This window comes from Erwinia endophytica (assembly GCF_009295515.1).
Lineage (GTDB): Bacteria > Pseudomonadota > Gammaproteobacteria > Enterobacterales > Enterobacteriaceae > Erwinia > Erwinia endophytica.
Genome location: NZ_RQVV01000053.1, coordinates 250,145 through 269,111, shown reverse-complemented (window position 1 = coordinate 269,111; position 18,967 = coordinate 250,145). Strand labels below are relative to the sequence as shown.

Annotated in this window: 18 protein-coding genes and 1 other annotated feature; of the genes, 5 read left to right on the top strand and 13 right to left on the bottom strand. The window is 51.5% G+C overall.

Annotated elements, in window-relative coordinates; all coding sequences use genetic code 11:
• Nucleotides 1-89: 89 nt before the first annotated feature.
• The 12 genes from EH228_RS15920 to EH228_RS15865 form a co-directional block, all read right to left on the bottom strand.
• Nucleotides 90-1,529 (bottom strand): protein adenylyltransferase SelO, encoded by a 1,440-nt coding sequence (locus EH228_RS15920; protein WP_152322592.1) that lies wholly within the window; start codon nt 1,527-1,529, stop codon nt 90-92.
• Nucleotides 1,530-1,735: 206 nt separating this feature from the next.
• The gene (locus EH228_RS15915) at nt 1,736-2,194 is read right to left on the bottom strand and encodes a C40 family peptidase (protein WP_152322591.1); all 459 of its coding nucleotides are present in this window, start codon (nt 2,192-2,194) and stop codon (nt 1,736-1,738) included.
• Nucleotides 2,195-2,407: 213 nt separating this feature from the next.
• Complete coding sequence (locus EH228_RS15910) at nt 2,408-2,950, bottom strand: glutathione peroxidase (RefSeq protein WP_152322590.1); 543 nt, start codon at nt 2,948-2,950, stop codon at nt 2,408-2,410.
• Nucleotides 2,951-3,166: 216 nt separating this feature from the next.
• On the bottom strand, nt 3,167-3,466 hold the full coding sequence (gene ihfA, locus EH228_RS15905; RefSeq protein ID WP_152322589.1) for an integration host factor subunit alpha: 300 nt from the start codon (nt 3,464-3,466) through the stop codon (nt 3,167-3,169).
• Between the two features lie 4 nt (nt 3,467-3,470).
• Nucleotides 3,471-5,858, bottom strand: coding sequence for a phenylalanine--tRNA ligase subunit beta (gene pheT, locus EH228_RS15900; protein ID WP_152322588.1), 2,388 nt, complete (start codon nt 5,856-5,858; stop codon nt 3,471-3,473).
• Between the two features lie 15 nt (nt 5,859-5,873).
• Complete coding sequence (gene pheS, locus EH228_RS15895) at nt 5,874-6,857, bottom strand: phenylalanine--tRNA ligase subunit alpha (protein WP_152322587.1); 984 nt, start codon at nt 6,855-6,857, stop codon at nt 5,874-5,876.
• Nucleotides 6,858-6,936: 79 nt separating this feature from the next.
• Nucleotides 6,937-7,060: a sequence feature (Phe leader region), on the bottom strand.
• Nucleotides 7,011-7,055: a pheST operon leader peptide PheM gene (gene pheM / locus EH228_RS15890; RefSeq protein ID WP_152322708.1), complete on the bottom strand. Its 45-nt coding sequence runs from the start codon at nt 7,053-7,055 to the stop codon at nt 7,011-7,013. Its footprint overlaps the feature before it by 45 nt.
• Nucleotides 7,061-7,190: 130 nt before the next feature.
• The gene (rplT, locus tag EH228_RS15885) at nt 7,191-7,547 is read right to left on the bottom strand and encodes a 50S ribosomal protein L20 (protein ID WP_152322586.1); all 357 of its coding nucleotides are present in this window, start codon (nt 7,545-7,547) and stop codon (nt 7,191-7,193) included.
• A 40-nt stretch (nt 7,548-7,587) separates the two neighbouring features.
• Complete coding sequence (gene rpmI, locus EH228_RS15880; RefSeq protein WP_004157374.1) at nt 7,588-7,785, bottom strand: 50S ribosomal protein L35; 198 nt, start codon at nt 7,783-7,785, stop codon at nt 7,588-7,590.
• 97 nt (nt 7,786-7,882) lie between these two features.
• Nucleotides 7,883-8,434, bottom strand: a complete 552-nt coding sequence (gene infC / locus EH228_RS15875; protein WP_152322585.1) for a translation initiation factor IF-3 — start codon at nt 8,432-8,434, stop codon at nt 7,883-7,885.
• A 3-nt stretch (nt 8,435-8,437) separates the two neighbouring features.
• Nucleotides 8,438-10,366, bottom strand: coding sequence for a threonine--tRNA ligase (thrS, locus tag EH228_RS15870; RefSeq protein ID WP_152322584.1), 1,929 nt, complete (start codon nt 10,364-10,366; stop codon nt 8,438-8,440).
• A gap of 283 nt (nt 10,367-10,649) precedes the next feature.
• Nucleotides 10,650-11,405 (bottom strand): DUF481 domain-containing protein, encoded by a 756-nt coding sequence (locus EH228_RS15865; RefSeq protein ID WP_152322583.1) that lies wholly within the window; start codon nt 11,403-11,405, stop codon nt 10,650-10,652.
• A gap of 396 nt (nt 11,406-11,801) precedes the next feature.
• Here EH228_RS15865 and EH228_RS15860 point away from each other — a divergent pair, with 396 nt between their 5' ends.
• Entirely contained in the window at nt 11,802-12,695 is an 894-nt protein-coding gene (locus tag EH228_RS15860) for a fructosamine kinase family protein (protein ID WP_152322582.1), read from the top strand.
• A gap of 21 nt (nt 12,696-12,716) precedes the next feature.
• Here the strand turns inward: EH228_RS15860 and EH228_RS15855 are convergent, their stop codons facing one another.
• Nucleotides 12,717-13,256 carry a YniB family protein gene (locus EH228_RS15855; RefSeq protein ID WP_152322581.1) on the bottom strand — a complete coding sequence of 180 codons (540 nt, stop codon included), beginning with the start codon at nt 13,254-13,256 and terminating at the stop codon, nt 12,717-12,719.
• Between the two features lie 171 nt (nt 13,257-13,427).
• Between EH228_RS15855 and hxpB the strand changes: the two genes are divergently transcribed.
• The 4 genes from hxpB (at nt 13,428) to katE (ending at nt 18,810) form a co-directional block, all read left to right on the top strand.
• The gene (gene hxpB, locus EH228_RS15850; RefSeq protein ID WP_152322580.1) at nt 13,428-14,099 is read left to right on the top strand and encodes a hexitol phosphatase HxpB; all 672 of its coding nucleotides are present in this window, start codon (nt 13,428-13,430) and stop codon (nt 14,097-14,099) included.
• Between the two features lie 156 nt (nt 14,100-14,255).
• Nucleotides 14,256-14,846, top strand: a complete 591-nt coding sequence (locus EH228_RS15845; RefSeq protein ID WP_152322579.1) for a metal-dependent hydrolase — start codon at nt 14,256-14,258, stop codon at nt 14,844-14,846.
• 163 nt (nt 14,847-15,009) lie between these two features.
• Nucleotides 15,010-16,407, top strand: a complete 1,398-nt coding sequence (locus EH228_RS15840; RefSeq protein ID WP_152322578.1) for an L-cystine transporter — start codon at nt 15,010-15,012, stop codon at nt 16,405-16,407.
• A 138-nt stretch (nt 16,408-16,545) separates the two neighbouring features.
• Nucleotides 16,546-18,810 (top strand): catalase HPII, encoded by a 2,265-nt coding sequence (katE, locus tag EH228_RS15835; protein ID WP_152322577.1) that lies wholly within the window; start codon nt 16,546-16,548, stop codon nt 18,808-18,810.
• Nucleotides 18,811-18,967 lie beyond the last annotated feature (157 nt).

Below are 18,967 nucleotides of genomic sequence, written 5' to 3'. Positions count from 1 at the left end.
GGACGATTCACGGCGTGTCCATCTCCCGGAGGGTCCCTTCGGCGACAACCAGAACACCACCGCGATCAGCCCTGTTTCCTGACAATGCTTCAGCTCGAACAACTGACTTCCAGCTTCTTGCCCCAGTCTGGCGGACGCCGCATCAGATCTGCAAACTCTGGCGCATCATCGAATGGCTTACTCAGTGCCTGATGGAGTCGTTTCAGCACGTGGGTATCGTCCTGCTCAGCCCGCTCGATCGCCTGCTGTGCCAGATAATTACGCAGCACGATTGCCGGGTTCACCTGCTTCATCGCTTGCTGACGCTCCTCATCGCTACGCTCTTCTTTAATCAAGCGTTGGCGATAAATGTTGTACCAACGGTCAAAGGCTTCACGATCGATAAACTCATCGCGTAGCGGCGATGTGGACTGCTGCTGTTCCGTCTCACTCAGCTTTCTGAACGTCAGGGTATAATCGCTGCCCTCTTTCGTCATCAGCGACAGTAATCCGGTAAGAATATCATTGTCATCCCGGTCCTGGGTTTTCAGCCCCAGCTTCGCCCGCATCTGCTCACCCCAGCAACGCATCAACTCCGGCTCGTACTCTGCTAGTGTCTGCTCCAGTTGCGCAGTATCCAGTAATCCCGACAGCGCATGCGCCAGACGATTCAGGTTCCATAACCCAGCCACCGGCTGATTATCAAAACTGTAACGCCCCTGATAGTCCGAATGGTTGCAGATAAAGTCCGGCTGATAATCATCGAGAAAACCATAAGGGCCATAGTCCAGCGTCAACCCCAGAATTGACATATTATCCGTATTCATCACGCCATGAGCGAAGCCGACACTCTGCCAGTGTGCAATCAGCCGGGCCGTGCGCCTGACCACATCACTGAACCACAGCAGATAACGATCAGCTTCGTCCTGCCATTGCGGCCAGTGGTGGTGAATCACATAATCGACCAACTGGCGTAACTTTTCCGGCTGCCGGGTATAAAAGAAGTGTTCGAAATGACCGAAACGAACATGGCTCTCCGCTACCCTTAGTAACATGGCGCCCCGCTCGATAGTTTCGCGCCTGACCGGTTCATCACTGGTCACCACTGTCAATGCACGAGACGTCGGTATCCCCAGAGCATGCATCGCTTCTGAGGCCAGAAATTCACGCAGAGTGGAACGCAATACCGCCCGACCATCCCCCATGCGGGAGTATGGCGTCAGGCCTGCGCCTTTCAGGTGCCAGTCCATCTTACGGCCATCGGCCAACTGCTGCTCGCCCAGTAGCAGTCCCCGGCCATCACCCAGTTGCCCGGCCCAAACGCCAAACTGATGCCCACTGTAAACCTGCGCTAATGGCTGCATCCCTGGCAGAAGCGTCTGCCCGCTCCACACTGCACTCTTCGGCTCCCTAAACCAGCACGAATCCAATCCCAGCTCCTGCGCCAGTGTGGCGCTGTGAAACAACAGGCGTGGATTTTTAAGTGGTGTTGGCGGCAGAGCCGTATAAAACCCCGTCAGCTCATGGTGCCAGGTATTATTGAATTGCATGGCGTCCCCTTACGATTTGCCGGAGCCAGGAGGGTTACCCGCCCCCGATCTGACCGCCAGTGTACCCCGACAAACGAGGGGTTAACACGGAGTCATCAAAGGGTTATTAAGGTGGGAGGCCAGGCATAGGGCGTCCGTGGATGTCATCTCGCACAGAACAAAACAAGCATCGACTGCATCGCAGTCAGGCGACATATGAGCAGAATTTAAATCCGTCTTGCCTGCCAAAAAACTTTTTTCCAATAGACATTATTTAATGAGGAGCGGATAACCCCCTGGCTGGTAGAAGCATGAATAAACTGGTTATCGGTATCATAGATACCCACGTGCAATCCGTTATCTCCCCTGCCGGTTTTGAAAAAAACCAGGTCGCCAGGCAACAGTTCATTTTGGCTGATACGGGTCCCGATATCCGTCTGCGCCTCCGTGGTCCGGGGTAATTGCAAACCAAAGCGATCGCGAAAAGTCATATAGACAAAACCGGAGCAATCAATGCCCTCCCTGCTCATACCACCATAGCGGTACGGGGTGCCACGCCACTGGCTGAGCTGGTCGTTCAACTGGGCAATAACGGTGATGGAATCGGAAAGGCGGTCATTTGGCGGCGGCGCATGGCTGCTGCAACCCGCGAGAATAACAATGATCAACAGAAGCCAGTAACGCATAGCGGAGCATCCTTCATAAGAAGCTACTACTCTAATCGCAAAATGCGGTCACAGGCAACATCATCAGGATAATCAGAGGGATGAGATCAGCATTTTATGCTCTTCAGTTATCAGGTCAGCTTCCTGAAAATGGATGCGTTGCGCCTCCTCAACCAGCAAGCTGAATGAAGCAAGGCGCCGCGCAAGCGCAACGCCTTCACACAGTCACCACCGTTATTTTGCCAGTGCCTGTTTGATGCTTTCGATAATCAGGGGATTATCCGGCTGCATATCAGGTGAAAAACGCTGTACCACGCTACCGTCACGGCCAATCAGGAATTTTTCGAAATTCCACAGAATATCGCCAGGCTCTTTCGGCGCGAGACCTTTGCTGCTAATACGCTCAAGGAAACTGTTGTCCGGCGCAATGGCTTCAGGCTGCGCCGCAACCAGTTGCTGATACAACGGATGACGCTGGGGGCCGTTAACCTCAATTTTACTGAACATGGGGAACGTCACGCCGTAAGTCATGCTGCAGAAGGTTTTAATCTCTTCCTCACTCCCCGGTTCCTGGCCAAGGAAAGCATTACACGGAAAGCCAAGCACCGAAAAACCCTGGTCATGTAGCGTGTTATGGAGTTTTTCTAACTGTTCGTACTGGGGTGTCAGGCCGCATTTCGAGGCCACGTTAACCACCAGCAATACCTCGCCCTGCCACTTCGCCAACGTTGTACGTTCACCATCCAACGTAACCAGTTCTGTGTCAAAAATACTCATTGGTTTTTCCTGTTTCACTAAGGGGATAAAAGCCGTCCGACCATTAAGACCAGCTGCATATGAGTCACTCAATTAAAGACTGGGGCACCTGACGTTACTGTCACCACCAATACATTAATGCTATCACCACATGAGCAATCGCATCAAAAGAAAGTGCCATCGCCGTTTACCACCAATGAAAAAGGTCGCATTAGCGACCTTTTTATATAACAGAAATCAGTCTTCTTTTGGCGTGGCCTTCTCAACCCGACTTTTAAGTTTCTGCCCAGGCCGGAAAGTTACCACACGGCGCGCCGTAATTGGAATATCTTCACCGGTTTTAGGATTACGTCCCGGACGTTGATTCTTGTCGCGAAGGTCGAAGTTGCCAAATCCTGATAGCTTAACTTGCTCACCATTTTCCAAAGCGCGGCGAACCTCTTCAAAAAACAGCTCTACCAGCTCTTTGGCATCCCGTTTGCTAAGCCCCAGCTTCTCAAACAGGTATTCAGACATTTCAGCTTTTGTAAGCGCCATAGGTTCAATCCCTCAAGGTTGCCTGGAATCGCTCTTTTAACGCTGCAACACATTTGGCGACGGTTGCAGCGATCTCCTCTTCTTCAAGTGTCCGGCCGGTATCTTGCAAAATCAGGCTGATAGCAAGGCTCTTAAAACCTTCATTTACGCCCTTACCGCGGTACACATCAAACAAGTTTACGCCAACTATCTGATTTACGCCAACTTTCTTACACTCTGCAATGATATCTGCTGCCGGGACGTTTTCAGCCACCACCACAGCGATGTCACGACGGTTTGCCGGGAAGCGAGAAATCTCACTCGCATCAGGCAGGACGCGGTCTGACACCTTGTCCCACTCCAGTTCAAACACCACGGTACGACCATTAAGATCCAGTTTCCGTTCAAGTTCTGGATGTACCACACCGATAAAACCGATGCGATCATCGTGTAAATAAATTGCCGCACTTTGCCCCGGATGAAGGGCTGGATGAGCTTCCGCACGGAACTGAATGTCAGATAATTTGCCGGTCAGATCGAGTACAGACTCCAAATCACCTTTCAAATCATAGAAGTCAACCGACTGACGTGCCAGATCCCAATGCTCTTCATACCGGCTACCACTCATCACGCCTGCTAGCATAACATCCTGGCGAATACCGAGGTTAGCCTGAATATCAGGGACAAAGCGCAGCCCGCTCTCAAACAGACGCACACGATTTTGCTGACGGTTCTGGTTGTAAACCACTGCGGAAAGCAGCCCAGTCCACAACGAAAGACGCATCGCTGACATCTCAGTCGATATGGGGCTTGGCAGCACCAACGGTTCGATTCCTGGATGCAACAACGCCTGAATCTTCGGATCCACAAAGCTATAGGTGATCGCTTCCTGATAACCTTTATCCACCAACATCGCTTTCACCCGTTTAAGGGAAAGCCGGGCTTCCCGGTGGGTAGTCATCACCAGATCAGTGTGGAGCGGTACATCAGGAATAGCGTTGTAGCCATAAACACGGGCCACTTCTTCCACTAAATCCTCTTCGATTTCCATATCGAAACGCCAGCTCGGCGCAACCGCCTGCCAAAATCCGTCACCTTCGGTCACTTCACAACCAAGACGCCGCAAAATGTCAGTCACATCCGGGTCAGCAATCACGTGACCGATCAAACGATCCAGCTTTTCACGACGCAGTGTAATGGTGGCTCGCTTTGGCAATGTGGCTTCATTGCTGACATCGATAACCGGCCCCGCGGCTCCGCCGCAAATATCCAGCAACAAACGCGTCGCCCGCTCAATCGCTTTAAACTGGAGTTGTGGATCAACGCCACGCTCGTAACGATGAGATGAGTCAGTATGCAGACCATGACGACGTGCGCGCCCGGTTATCGACAATGGATTGAAGAACGCACACTCGAACAGCACATTGACTGTTTCTTCGTTAACGCCGGAATGTTCGCCACCAAAGATACCGCCCATCGCCAGTGCTTTATGATTATCAGCAATCACTAATGTGTCAGCGTTCAGCTTAGCTTCTGTGCCATCCAGCAACCTCAGTGTTTCCCCCTCTTCTGCCATGCGCACCACGATACCGTCATCAATACGATCGAGATCGAATGCGTGCATCGGCTGTCCCAGTTCAAGCAGCACAAAGTTAGTGATATCAACCACTGGATCGATCGAGCGGATACCACAACGACGCAGTTTCTCTTTCATCCACAACGGCGTTGCGGCTTTAACGTTGACCCCCTTGATCACTCGACCAAGGTAACGCGGACAGGCTTCCTGTGCCTCAACACGGATGGGGAAAGTGTCCTCAAGAGTGGCCGCCACTGGTGTCATCTCTGGCTCAGTCAACGCCATTTTATTCAACACCGCCACATCACGCGCCACCCCGATGATACTTAAGCAGTCTGCACGGTTTGGCGTGACGCTGATTTCGATGGTGTGGTCATCAAGCGCGAGGAATTCGCGAATATCAGCACCCACCGGCGCATCCAGCGGTAACTCAATAATACCGCTATGATCGTCGGAAATACCTAACTCGGAGAAAGAACACAGCATGCCTTCTGATGGTTCGCCACGCAGTTTAGCCGCTTTAATTTTGAAATCACCCGGCAGCACCGCACCGATGGTCGCCACAGCCACTTTCAGACCCTGACGACAGTTTGGCGCGCCACAGACGATATCCAATAAGCGATCGCCGCCGACATTAATTTTAGTCACCCGCAGTTTGTCTGCATTCGGGTGCTGACCACACTCCACCACTTCTCCCACAACCACGCCGTGGAACGCCCCAGCGACAGCCTCAACGCCGTCCACTTCCAGGCCAGCCATGGTAATTTGTTCAGACAGGGCGGCGCTATCGATAGCGGGGTTAACCCATTCACGTAGCCAAAGTTCGCTAAATTTCATTGCTGTTATCCGCCCTTATTTAAACTGTTTTAGAAAACGTAAATCATTTTCGAAGAAAGCGCGCAAATCGGTCACGCCATAGCGCAACATCGTCAGGCGCTCCATCCCCATGCCGAAGGCGAAACCAGAATAAACTTCCGGGTCGATACCCACATTGCGCAACACATTGGGATGCACCATGCCACAGCCCAGCACTTCCAGCCATTTGCCATTTTTTCCCATTACATCCACTTCAGCGGAAGGTTCGGTGAACGGGAAATAAGATGGACGGAAACGAACCTGCAAATCCTCTTCAAAGAAGTTGTTCAGAAAATCGTGCAGCGTGCCTTTCAGGTTAGTAAAGCTGATGTTCTGATCGACGATCAGCCCTTCCATCTGATGGAACATCGGAGTGTGAGTCTGATCATAGTCGTTACGATAAACTCGTCCTGGCGCGATAATACGAATCGGCGGTTTCTGGGTTTTCATGGTGCGGATCTGCACACCGGAGGTCTGGGTACGCAGCAGACGGGTCGCATCAAACCAGAAAGTATCGTGATCAGCACGTGCCGGATGATGGCCCGGAATATTCAACGCATCGAAATTGTGGTAATCATCTTCGATCTCCGGGCCGGTCGCCACCGCAAAACCCAATTCACCAAAGAATGTTTCGATACGATCAATAGTCCGGGTTACTGGGTGCAGTCCGCCATTCTCCATACGGCGCCCAGGAAGCGAGACATCGATCGTCTCTGCCGCCAACCGGGCATTCAGGGCGGCGGATTCCAACTCGTTCTTGCGCTCGTTCAACGCTTCCTGAACCTGCTGTTTCGCTTCATTAATAACCGCACCGGCTGCCGGACGCTGTTCCGCGGGTAATTCACGCAGTGTGGTCATCTGCAACGTCAGATAACCTTTTTTCCCAAGATATTCAACGCGTACCGTATCTAACGCGGCAACATCGTGTGCATCAATAATGGCCGCCTTTGCGTTCGCCACCAATTCTGCGAGATGTGACATGCTTTCCTCTTCTTCCAGCCACTGTGGCCGGTCTGTTTTTTATGGGGACGATCACTCGCCCTGGTTCTGACACGCAAGAAACAAAAAAGCCTCCACGAGGGAGGCTTTCAGCGCAATTTTTCGTTTCTTTTCTCAGCGCAAGCCTCCCGGGATTCAGGTGCTAAAGTCAAAAAAGAAACGGAAAATAGCAGCATTCATGCTTGCATTACCTTGTTGTCGGGTGAACTCTGCCTGGGACAGTGACTTCTATTGAAAGCCGCACAAGCAGAAATGTCAATTTTTTCAGTTATTACAGACAACAAAAGAGGGAGCAAGCTCCCTCTTTTTCCTGACTTACGCCAGCGCTGATTTCGCTTTTTCGACCAGAGCAGAGAATGCAACTTTGTCGAATACTGCGATATCGGCCAGAATCTTACGGTCGATTTCAATCGAAGCCTTTTTCAGGCCATTGATGAAACGGCTGTAAGAAATACCATTGGTGCGGGCCGCTGCGTTGATACGCGCGATCCACAGTTGACGGAACTGACGCTTACGTTGACGACGGTCACGATAAGCATACTGTCCCGCTTTGATAACAGCCTGGAAAGCAACGCGGTAAACACGTGAACGTGCACCATAGTAGCCTTTAGCTTGTTTTAAGATTTTCTTGTGACGAGCGCGAGCAACGACACCACGTTTTACACGAGCCATTTAGCTCTCCTGTTTAATATTCTGTTTGAAAAAAAATGACTTATGCGTACGGCAGACAGGCAATAACCAGCCCCAGATCACCTTTGGACACCATGCCTTTCGGACGCAGGTGACGCTTACGCTTAGTCGATTTTTTGGTCAGAATATGACGCAGGTTCGCGTGTTTACGCTTGAAGCCGCCAGAGGCAGTCTTCTTAAAGCGCTTAGCCGCGCCACGTACAGTTTTAATCTTTGGCATTTAAAACATCCACTTCGCATTGTTAATAAAATGAATCAGACAGGCGAATAAAAAACACCGCGGTCAAGACCGCAGCGATTTTCATTACTTTACAGGCCTACTGTTTCTTCTTAGGAGCGAGCACCATGATCATCTGACGACCTTCAATCTTAGAAGGGAAAGATTCGACAATCGCCAGATCCATATCTTCACACAGATCTTTACGGACGCGGTTAAGCACTTCCATGCCAATCTGTTGGTGCGCCATCTCACGACCACGAAAACGCAGCGTAATTTTGGCTTTATCGCCCTCTTCCAGAAAGCGAACCAGGTTGCGTAGTTTTACCTGATAGTCGCCATCATCGGTACCAGGACGGAATTTAATTTCCTTAACCTGGATAACTTTTTGCTTTTTCTTCTGTTCTTTAGAAGATTTGCTTTTTTCATAGAGGAACTTGCCGTAATCCATGATACGGCAAACGGGCGGTTCGGCGTTAGGGCTGATTTCCACTAAATCAACGCCTGCTTCTTCAGCTTTTTCTAAAGCTTCATTCAGACTGACAATACCAATCTGCTCGCCATCGACGCCAGTCAGACGAACCTCGGTGGCACGGATTTCTCTGTTAATACGATTAGGACGCGCCGGTTGAACTCGTTTTCCGCCTTTAATACCTTATTCCTCCAATTGATGAAGATTGCGACTGCGTATTTCATCCTGCAGCTTCGCGATCACGTCGTTTACGTCCATGCTGCCCAGGTCTTTACCACGGCGGGTGCGAACGGCAACTTTGCCAGCTTCCACCTCTTTATCACCACAGACCAACATATAAGGGACACGACGTAAAGTATGCTCGCGGATTTTAAAGCCAATCTTCTCGTTTCTCAAGTCCGCTTTTACACGAATGCCTGCATTCTGAAGTTTTCGCGTTAATTCTGCAACATATTCAGACTGACCATCGGTGATATTCATCACCACAACTTGTACCGGAGCCAGCCAGGTTGGGAAGAAACCGGCATACTCTTCGGTAAGAATACCGATAAAGCGCTCCACTGACCCCAAAATGGCGCGGTGAATCATTACCGGCACCTGACGCTCATTATTTTCACCAATATACGAGGCACTCAGACGGCTCGGCAAAGAGAAGTCGAGCTGAACGGTACCACACTGCCATGCACGATCCAGGCAGTCATGCAGGGTGAATTCAATCTTCGGACCATAGAATGCCCCCTCACCCGGCTGATAGTCGAATGGAATGCCGTTCTCATTCAACGCAGCGGCCAGGTCGGCTTCGGCACGATCCCACTGTTCCTCAGAACCAATACGCTTCACCGGACGGGTAGACAACTTGACCGCAATTTTTTCAAAACCAAACGTGCTGTACATGTCGTACACCATGCGGATGCAGTTGTTCACTTCGGCGCGCACCTGTTCTTCCGTACAGAAGATATGGGCGTCATCCTGCGTGAAACCACGTACACGCATCAAACCATGCAACGCACCAGACGGTTCGTTACGGTGGCAACTGCCGAACTCCGCCATACGCAGTGGCAGATCGCGGTATGATTTTAAGCCCTGATTGAAGATCTGTACGTGTCCGGGGCAATTCATCGGCTTGATGCAATATTCACGGTTCTCCGAAGAGGTGGTAAACATCGCTTCTTTATAATTCTCCCAGTGGCCGGTCTTTTCCCACAGCACACGGTCCATCATCAGCGGACCCTTCACTTCCTGATAGTCATACTCAGTCAGTTTGCTGCGCACGAAAATTTCCAGCTCCCGGAAAATAGTCCAGCCGTCATTATGCCAGAACACCATCCCCGGCGCTTCTTCCTGCATATGGTACAAGTCGAGTTGCTTGCCAATTTTACGGTGGTCACGCTTTGCCGCTTCTTCAAGGCGCAATAAATAGGCCGCCAGCTGTTTTTTATCAGCCCAGGCGGTCCCATAGATACGCTGCAACATTTTATTATTGCTGTCACCACGCCAGTAAGCACCAGAAATTTTCTGTAGCTTGAAATGGTGGCAGAAGCGCATATTCGGCACATGTGGCCCACGGCACATATCGATATATTCTTGATGATGATACAAGCCTGGCTGGTCATCGCGGCTGATGTTTTCATCAAGAATGGTCATCTTGTAAGTTTCGCCACGTGCAGCAAACACATCACGCGCTTCCTGCCAACTGACTTTCTTCTTGATGACGTCGTAATTCGTTTCGGCCAGTTGGTGCATCCGCTTTTCCAACTGCTCAATATCTTCCTGCGTCAGCGTACGATCGATATCCACATCATAGTAAAAACCATTATCAATAACCGGACCGATCGCCATTTTGGTATCAGGCCATAGCTGTTTGATCGCATGACCTAACAGATGAGCGCAGGAATGGCGGATAATCTCCAGACCTGCGTCGTCTTTGGCGGTGATGATGGCGACGTTTGCATCTTCCGTTATAGGATCCACCGCATCCACCAGCTCACCATTAACGCGACCGGCGATACAAGCTTTTGCCAACCCCGGACCAATGTCCTGTGCAATATCCATCACGCTGACTGCGTGGTCAAAAGTACGCTGACTTCCATCAGGAAGAGTAATAATGGGCATGTTACATCCTTAATTGCAGTGGTAACCCATACGCAAGGCTACATACAAAATTGGGTTCATTTTATACGTCAGGATGAGGAGACTTGAAACCAACTCACCGTTGTCAGTTTGGTACTCCACCTGGTACACACGCTCAGAAGCTTGCCGCTGGCAAATAACACCTGAGGGACGAACATCTTACACGCTATGAGCAGTGCGTCAAAGAATGAACAGAGCGAGATATTTGCTGAAGATCAAACGGAGAGAGAAAAGACGGGCCGACGCATCGCGGCCCGTAACAGATTTACATGGCGTAAGAAAGTTGAATTGTGGTTTTTGTGTCGGTCTTGTCCGGGGCTGAGTCCGGTGGATTCTCGTTCCAGGTCACGTTATAGGCTAACTTCAGCGCGAAATGGGCGTTGATAGCCACCTGCAGACCCGTTTCAGAGTTCAGCGTCGTGTCATCGCTGCCCAACACCGATACCCCCTGAATAAACCGAGTGGTATCAGTCAGTTGCCATTGATAACTCAGCGCACCATAAGCCAGCGCCCGGGTATCATGCCCACCATCATGATAATCGTCATAACGTACACCGGGGCCCGCTTCCACACGGAGTGAATGCACCGGACCGCTGAGGATCTGACGACCATAACCCGCCGCCAGAAAGGTACGTCCATCGTAACCGTTAAAACGATCGCTCAGCCAACTGGTTTGCCCAAACAGGTAGTCTGCGCTGTTCAGGTTATAGCGTGTACGAGCGCCAAGTTGGTATGTTTCGGAAGATCGTTCATCATTGGATGAGGTGTTACTGGCATTCCCCCACAAACTGTAAGCCGTTGAAGGATGATACCAGGTCATATTGGTACTGGCCGTCAGTGAAGAACTGGAGGTATTACCGGTTTGTGCCAGATAACCCGCCGCGGCATTGCCTTCAAAACTTTTCTTTGCGGTGGAGGGATCATCCATGATGGTAAAGACGTTGTTATCCGCCAATGCCTGATGGCTAACCGCGCCAGCAGAGAGCAAAAGTACGACAGACAGCTTGTTAAACGCTTTCATTAATTATGACCCGTACAACAGTTTAAAAAAAGTTGAGTCTGAAGAATTTCAGAGGACTAACAATACATTTTACAGTAATAATTGTAACAATTTATTAAATCACCCTTTTCCCCCTGGCATCCAGGCCTGACGCCTTCATGAATGAGAGCATTCCCATTAACAACGCACATTATAAAGGTTAATGAAATTATTTACAGCACGATGAAAATGATAAAACCCCGAATAAGCGCACATATTAACCTCATAATGTAACTAAAATAATCAAAATATTTCATCACGCCGAACGCGAAAATTATTTAAATAATGCTTTATGCTGACACTTCCTCTGTTGTTGGTTGTTCTTTATGCGGTAATATCCCCCCAACCTGCAAGACACAGCGAAAAGAGGAACCCCCTATGTGGTCAGCCATTGGTCGTCTGTTGCGTGAGCAGTTTGGTGTCGCTGAAATCAGTCAGCGTACAACATTGCCCGGTGGCGATGTTCACCCGGTATGGCGGTTTCGCTACGGCGAGCATGATGTGTTCGTAAAAAGTAACCATCGTGAAATGCTGGACTTGTTTACCTGGGAAGCTGATCAGTTGCAATTGCTGGCCCGTAGTGGAACGGTTCGCGTTCCCGCCGTGTACGGCGTGGGTAGCAACCGCGATGAGAGCTTTCTGCTACTGGAATATATCCCCCTGCAGCCCCTCGATCAGCACAGTGCGTGGCAGTTAGGCCAGCAGTTGGCCCGCCTCCACCAATGGAGCGATCAACCGCAGTTTGGCCTTGATTATGACAATAACATCACCACCACCCCACAGCCCAATAGCTGGCTGCGACGCTGGTCAGTCTTTTTTGCCGAACAACGAATCGGCTGGCAACTTCAACTGGCGGCGGAAAAAGGTATCCAGTATGGCGACATCGAGATGATTACCCGTTGTGTGCAAGATGTTCTTGGTTCCCATCATCCCCAACCTTCTTTGCTGCACGGCGATCTTTGGCCTGCAAATTGTGGCGCCAGCGCCAGTGGCCCGTGGATGTTCGACCCGGCCTGCTACTGGGGCGATAGAGAATGTGACCTGGCAATGTTGAGCTGGTTCGACGAATTACCAAAACAGATTTTCGCAGGCTACCAGTCTGTATGGCCATTGCCCGCTGATTATCTGCAACGTCAACCGGTTTATCAGCTCTATTATTTGCTGAATCGGGCTAACGTTTTTGGCGGTCACTGGCTGGATGCGGCCCAGCGGGCGGTGGACGTCCTGCTGGACGAAGACAAGCTGGGCAAACAACATGCCCGCCCGGCCTGATTGTGTGCATCAGGCCCAGGGTCAGTAAATGAAACCCAGCAACTTAAGAACAAAGTAACCCGCCGCAGCGATAACCACCGGCAAGATATAGAGCGGGAAGAATTGCAGAAAAATAGTGTGATGCGGCACCACTATTTTTTCTTCCAGTTGCTGACGACTACGCCCTTCCGCTCCCTTCGCGTTTTCCAGGATTAGCTGGTCCTCAATCCCTTCTTTCAGATGGCGCGACTGACGCCACATTCTGGCGCCGGAGGCCTGCAGGGCCAGAGCGACAAAGATCAGCAAGTAGATAATCCAGAAAGTGATATTGCTGCCGTTATTAAAATCCGGCACTGGTGAATTATTCCAGAATGCGTCCAGAAAACCGGTATTAAAGCGGATCATATCAATCATCACATGAGAGAAATCCTGCATTACTGCATTAATCCCTTCTCGTTTCTCACGGCTCTTTTCCAGAAAACCCATCAGTGAAATCAGTGTTGAAATAAGCGCCGGAATAAAAATAATCCAGCCAGCGACCCGCTTGAGTATCGCGACCCGGCCAGCTTGTTGATAAGTCATGCTTTCTCAATCCTCATGGTATGGAACGGTAAGTTTACCCGCACGAGGCAAAATGTGCCTGAAAAAAGTGACGTTGTCGCCATAAATGGCGTTTTAACTGTGTAAACAGACCGATGTTGTCGGCAAAAACTTCATGTTAAGGTGTCTGCAAATTTTCAAAGGAGTCACAATATGTCCTGGTCCCGCCCGGTATTGGCTGCAATTTTTGATATGGATGGCCTGTTGATTGATTCAGAGCCCTTGTGGGAACGCGCCGAGATGGATGTCTTGGGTACGCTGAAACTCGACCTGTCAAAACGCAGCGAGCTGCCAGACACCCTGGGTCTGCGGATCGATCAGGTGGTACGCATGTGGTTCGAAACCATGCCCTGGAATGGCCCTGATCAGCAAGAAATCACCCAACGCATCATTAACCGGACGCTTGACCTGATAGACGAAACCCAGCCTTTACTGCCTGGCGTGCAACAAGCGTTGCGGTTGTGTAAAGCTGAAGGGCTGAAAATCGGCCTGGCCTCCGCGTCACCGCTGTATATGTTGGAACGGGTGCTGAAAATGTTCAACCTGCGCGACTATTTTGAGGTACTGGTTTCCGCTGAAACCTTGCCTTACAGCAAGCCCCATCCACAAGTTTATCTGGATGCCGCCGCACAACTCGGCGTTGACCCGCTGAATTGCGTCACCCTGGAAGACTCGTTCAATGGCATGATCGCCACCAAAGCGGCGCGTATGCGTTCCATCGTCGTGCCCGCCGCTGACTTTGCGACAGATCCACGATGGGCGCTGGCCGAGGTAAAACTCTCCTCGCTGAATGAACTCACCTCCGCCGCTTTACTCGGCCAATAAGCTTTCTGCGGGTAGAAATCGGCTGCCCGCCGCTTTTTTCCGCCACCTGTTGCGCAAGCATGCAACATTCATTTTTAGTTACAACGTCACATCTATATTCTACTGTATATATCCCCTATACTGGATGAATCAACAGCCTCATAACCAGGTAGACTCATGACGGCCGAAGGCCATGTTATTTTTGCCATTGCCAGCGCGATTTTTGCCAAACGGGCTGCGCTTACGCCCGAACTGGCAAATGGCGACTGGTGGCACATTATGCCTGCGGTTTTGCTGACTTGCCTGCTGCCGGATATCGATCACCCCAGCTCCACACTTGGCCAGCGCCTAACATGGCTGTCGCAACCGATCGCCCACACTTTTGGTCATCGGGGATTTACCCACAGTCTGCTGGCCGTCTTCGGCGGCATCGTGCTTTTCCAACTAAAAATCCCGGCACAATGGGGTCTCCCCGCTGATGCCTTCCAAGGCCTGGTACTGGGATATCTCAGCCATATTGTCGCTGATATGCTCACACCCGCGGGAGTTCCGTTACTGTGGCCGTGCCGCTGGCGCTTCTGCCTGCCACTGCTGCACAGTCAGAAAGGAAACCAACTGGAGCGGGTTTTATGTCTGGCTCTGGTCGGTTATGCCATGTGGTTTCCGCCGGGAATGCCTCCCTTTGGTGCAAGCGGCTGGCCCTCCCAGCTGGTTAATTCGGTGCAAAACAGTCTGCTCCGCGTTATAAACCACCAAAAAGTTCATTAAATGAACGATAAAAACCAATAAGTTATTATCCATTCCTTTTGGATATATCGGCCTTTCATCCTGAACTGTTACCATTCATCCTTTGACGCACTTTTTACATATTGAAAATTATCTATTACTGAGCGGGGTGAGATCCAACCCCGTAATCACTGGAGATCTGGGGATGAACCTTCCATTATTTGCTAACGTGGCGATTTTTATCGTCCTGTTGGTTGTCCTGGCTAAAATCGGCAATACGCGCTGGAGCCTGTCAAAACGGGTTCTGGCCGGGTTAGTTATCGGCGTACTGTTCGGCCTGTGTCTGCATGCCCTCTATGGCGCTGACCACCCCGTGCTGAAAGAATCCATCGCATGGTTTAACATCGTCGGTAACGGTTACGTTCAACTGCTGCAGATGATCGTCATGCCATTGGTCTTTGTCTCAATCCTCAGTGCGGTTGCTCGTTTGCATAATGCCGCAGCATTGGGAAAAATAAGTGTGCTGACCATCAGCGTACTGCTGTTTACTACGGCTATTGCCGCCGTGGTGGGCGTATTCGTGACCTGGTTATTCAACCTGAATGCCAACGGTCTGGTACAAGGAGCCCAGGAGACGGCACGTTTGGCCATGCTACAGTCCCACTACGTGGGGAAAGTCGCCGACCTGACCACCCCGCAACTGCTGCTCTCTTTGGTGCCCAAAAACCCGTTTGCCGACCTGACTGGCGCCAGCCCAACGTCTATTATCTGCGTGGTTGTTTTCGCCGCTTTCCTGGGCGTGGCCGCCCTGCACCTACTGCGGGATGACCAACCAAAAGGTGAACGAGTCCTGTCCGCTATTGATGTGCTGCAAGCATGGGTGATGAAGCTGGTTCGCCTGGTAATGACCCTGACCCCATTCGGGGTACTGGCGTTGATGACGAAAGTGGTGGCCAGTTCTAATATCAATGACATCATCAAGTTGGGCGGATTTGTGCTCGCCTCCTATCTTGGCCTGGCGATAATGTTTGCCGTGCATGCTCTGCTGCTGTCGCTCAACGGTGTCAATCCTAAACGCTTCTTCCAGAAAGTATGGCCTGTCATCACTTTCGCATTCACCAGCCGTTCCAGCGCGGCAACTATCCCATTGAATGTTGAAGCACAAACCCGTCGCCTGGGCATTCCGGAATCAATTGCCAGCTTTTCAGCCTCATTTGGCGCCACCATTGGTCAAAACGGCTGTGCAGGTCTGTATCCGACCATGCTGGCGGTGATGGTTGCGCCGACCGTCGGCATCAACCCATTTGACCCACTGTGGATTGCCACACTGGTTGGAATTGTGACGCTAAGCTCCGCTGGCGTTGCCGGTGTTGGTGGCGGTGCGACCTTCGCGGCGTTGATTGTACTGCCCACCATGGGCCTGCCGGTTACTCTGGTCGCGCTGCTCATCTCAATTGAGCCACTGATTGACATGGGACGTACTGCACTGAACGTTAACGGTGCCATGACTGCCGGAACGCTGACCAGCCAATGGCTAAAACAAACCGACAAAGCACTGCTGAATAGCGACGTGGATAATAACATTGAGTTAGCGCACCGCTAATCACCTTCCTACCGGACTGGCAGACTGCCAGTCCGTTTTTTCCCGGCGACCATATTTGCCCCTGTCGTTTTCAGGCGTATCCATGCCACTGTTCTATAGTTATTGGAGTAAAAAACGACAGTAACAGGAGCCGTGATCATGTCGAAAGCACCTCATAACAAGGAAATGAGCCATGATGCGCCCTCAACCGGGCCTGATTCGGCAAAACCGGGATTAGATTCACTGGCACCAGCAGATGACTCACATCAACCTCTGGCGAAACCAACGTCCCCCGGCAAGCAGCCAACCGCTCCCGGTAGCCTGAAAGCCCCCAATACCCACAACGCGAAGATCGACGCGCTGGAAACATTCCGCAAAGGCAGTGAAAATTTTCCGCTGACCACCAATCAGGGGACCCGCATTGCTGATGATCAGAACGCGTTGCGCGCCGGTACGCGAGGCCCGACGTTGTTGGAAGATTTCATCCTGCGTGAAAAAATCACCCATTTTGACCATGAGCGAATCCCGGAGCGGATCGTGCATGCCCGGGGTTCCGCCGCGCACGGCTATTTCCAGCCATATCGCGATATGAGTGACATTACTAAAGCTGACTTTTTGCGTTTTCCTGAACAGTTAACGCCCGTTTTTGTCCGTTTCTCTACCGTTCAGGGGAGCGCCGGCTCAGCGGATACCGTCCGCGATATCCGCGGCTGGGCCACTAAATTCTATACTCAGGAAGGCGTGTTCGACCTGGTCGGCAACAATACTCCCGTTTTCTTCATTCAGGATGCGCATAAATTCCCGGACTTTGTTCACGCGGTCAAACCTGAGCCACACAACGACATTCCGCAGGGGCAGAGCGCGCACGACACCTTCTGGGATTATGTCTCGCTACAGCCAGAAACACTGCATAACGTTATCTGGGCGATGTCCGATCGCGGTATCCCCCGCAGCTACCGCACGATGGAAGGTTTTGGCATCCATACCTTTCGCTTTATCAATGCCGAAGACCAGGCCACTTTCGTACGCTTCCACTGGAAGCCCGTCGCGGGTAAGGCCTCCCTGCTGTGGGATGAGGCGCAAAAACTGGCTGGGCGCGATCCGGACTTCCATCGTCGCGATCTGTGGGAAGCGATTGAAGCCGGTGACTTCCCGGAATATGAACTGGGCGTGCAGTTAATCCCGGAAGAAGATGAGTTCAAATTTGATTTCGACCTGCTGGATGCCACCAAACTGATCCCGGAAGAACTGGTGCCGGTCGAGCTGATTGGCAAAATGGTGCTGAATCGTAACCCTGATAACTTTTTTGCCGAAACGGAGCAGGTGGCCTTCCATCCCGGACACATCGTGCCCGGCATCGACTTTACCAATGATCCGCTGTTACAGGGGCGCCTGTTCTCCTACACCGATACACAGATCAGCCGTCTCGGTGGACCGAATTTCCATGAAATCCCGATCAACCGTCCACTCTGCCCGTACCACAACTTCCAGCGCCAGGGGATGCACCGGATAGATATTGATACCAATCCAGCAAACTACGAGCCGAATTCAATCAATGACAACTGGCCGCGTGAAACGCCCCCCTCGCCGCATCGGGGAGGCTTTAAAAGCTACCAGGAACGGATTGAAGGCCATAAAGTGCGGGAGCGTAGCCCATCATTTGGTGAATACTACTCACAACCACGCCTGTTCTGGAATAGTCAGACTCCGGTGGAGCAGCAACATATTATTGCTGCGTTCTCCTTTGAACTCAGTAAAGTCGCTCGTGCTTACATCCGTGAGCGGGTGGTGGATCATCTGGTACATATTGATGTGTCGCTGGCTAACAGCGTGGCGGAAAATCTGGGTATCACACTCTCCGATGAGAAAATGCATACTGCGCCCCCCAAAGATGTCAACGGGCTGAAGAAGGACGCCAGCCTGAGCCTGTACGCAATACCGAATGGCACCGTCAAAGGCCGCCAGGTGGCGCTATTGGTCAGTGATGGCGCGGTCGCGGCCGATGTGCTCGCTATCCTGCAGGAACTGGGGGCGCATGGCGTACATGCCCGGCTACTGGCTGCGCACATGGGTCAGATACATGCTGACGACGGTTCTACTCTGCCGATTGACGGTACCTTCAGCAGCTTGCCTTCACTGACCTTTGACGCGGTTATCGTGCCTGACGGCAATATCGATAGCTTATTGCTCAGCGGCGATGCCCGCTACTTCCTGCTGGAAGCCTACAAGCACCTGAAAGTGATTGCCCTGAGCGGTGATGCCCGCCGCTTCAAGGCACAATTTGCTCTGAGCGACCATGAACGGGAAGAAGGTATTATCGAAGACAGCAAAGCCGAAGGCGTACTGATGAGTGAATTTCTGTCGGCGATGGCGGCACACCGCATCTGGTCGCGCAGTCAGAAAGCGCAGAGTGTTCCGGCATAAATGCCAACGCTGCACCTGAACACGGCAACATCGTCCTTATCAGCGTTTCATCCAGGTGCAGCGGGTGAGGTTTATCTACCGCCCTTTCTTCCTCTTGCTAACCGGTTGATCGTCGCCCATGGCGAATTCTTATCATTTGGTCAAAACAGTGGCACCA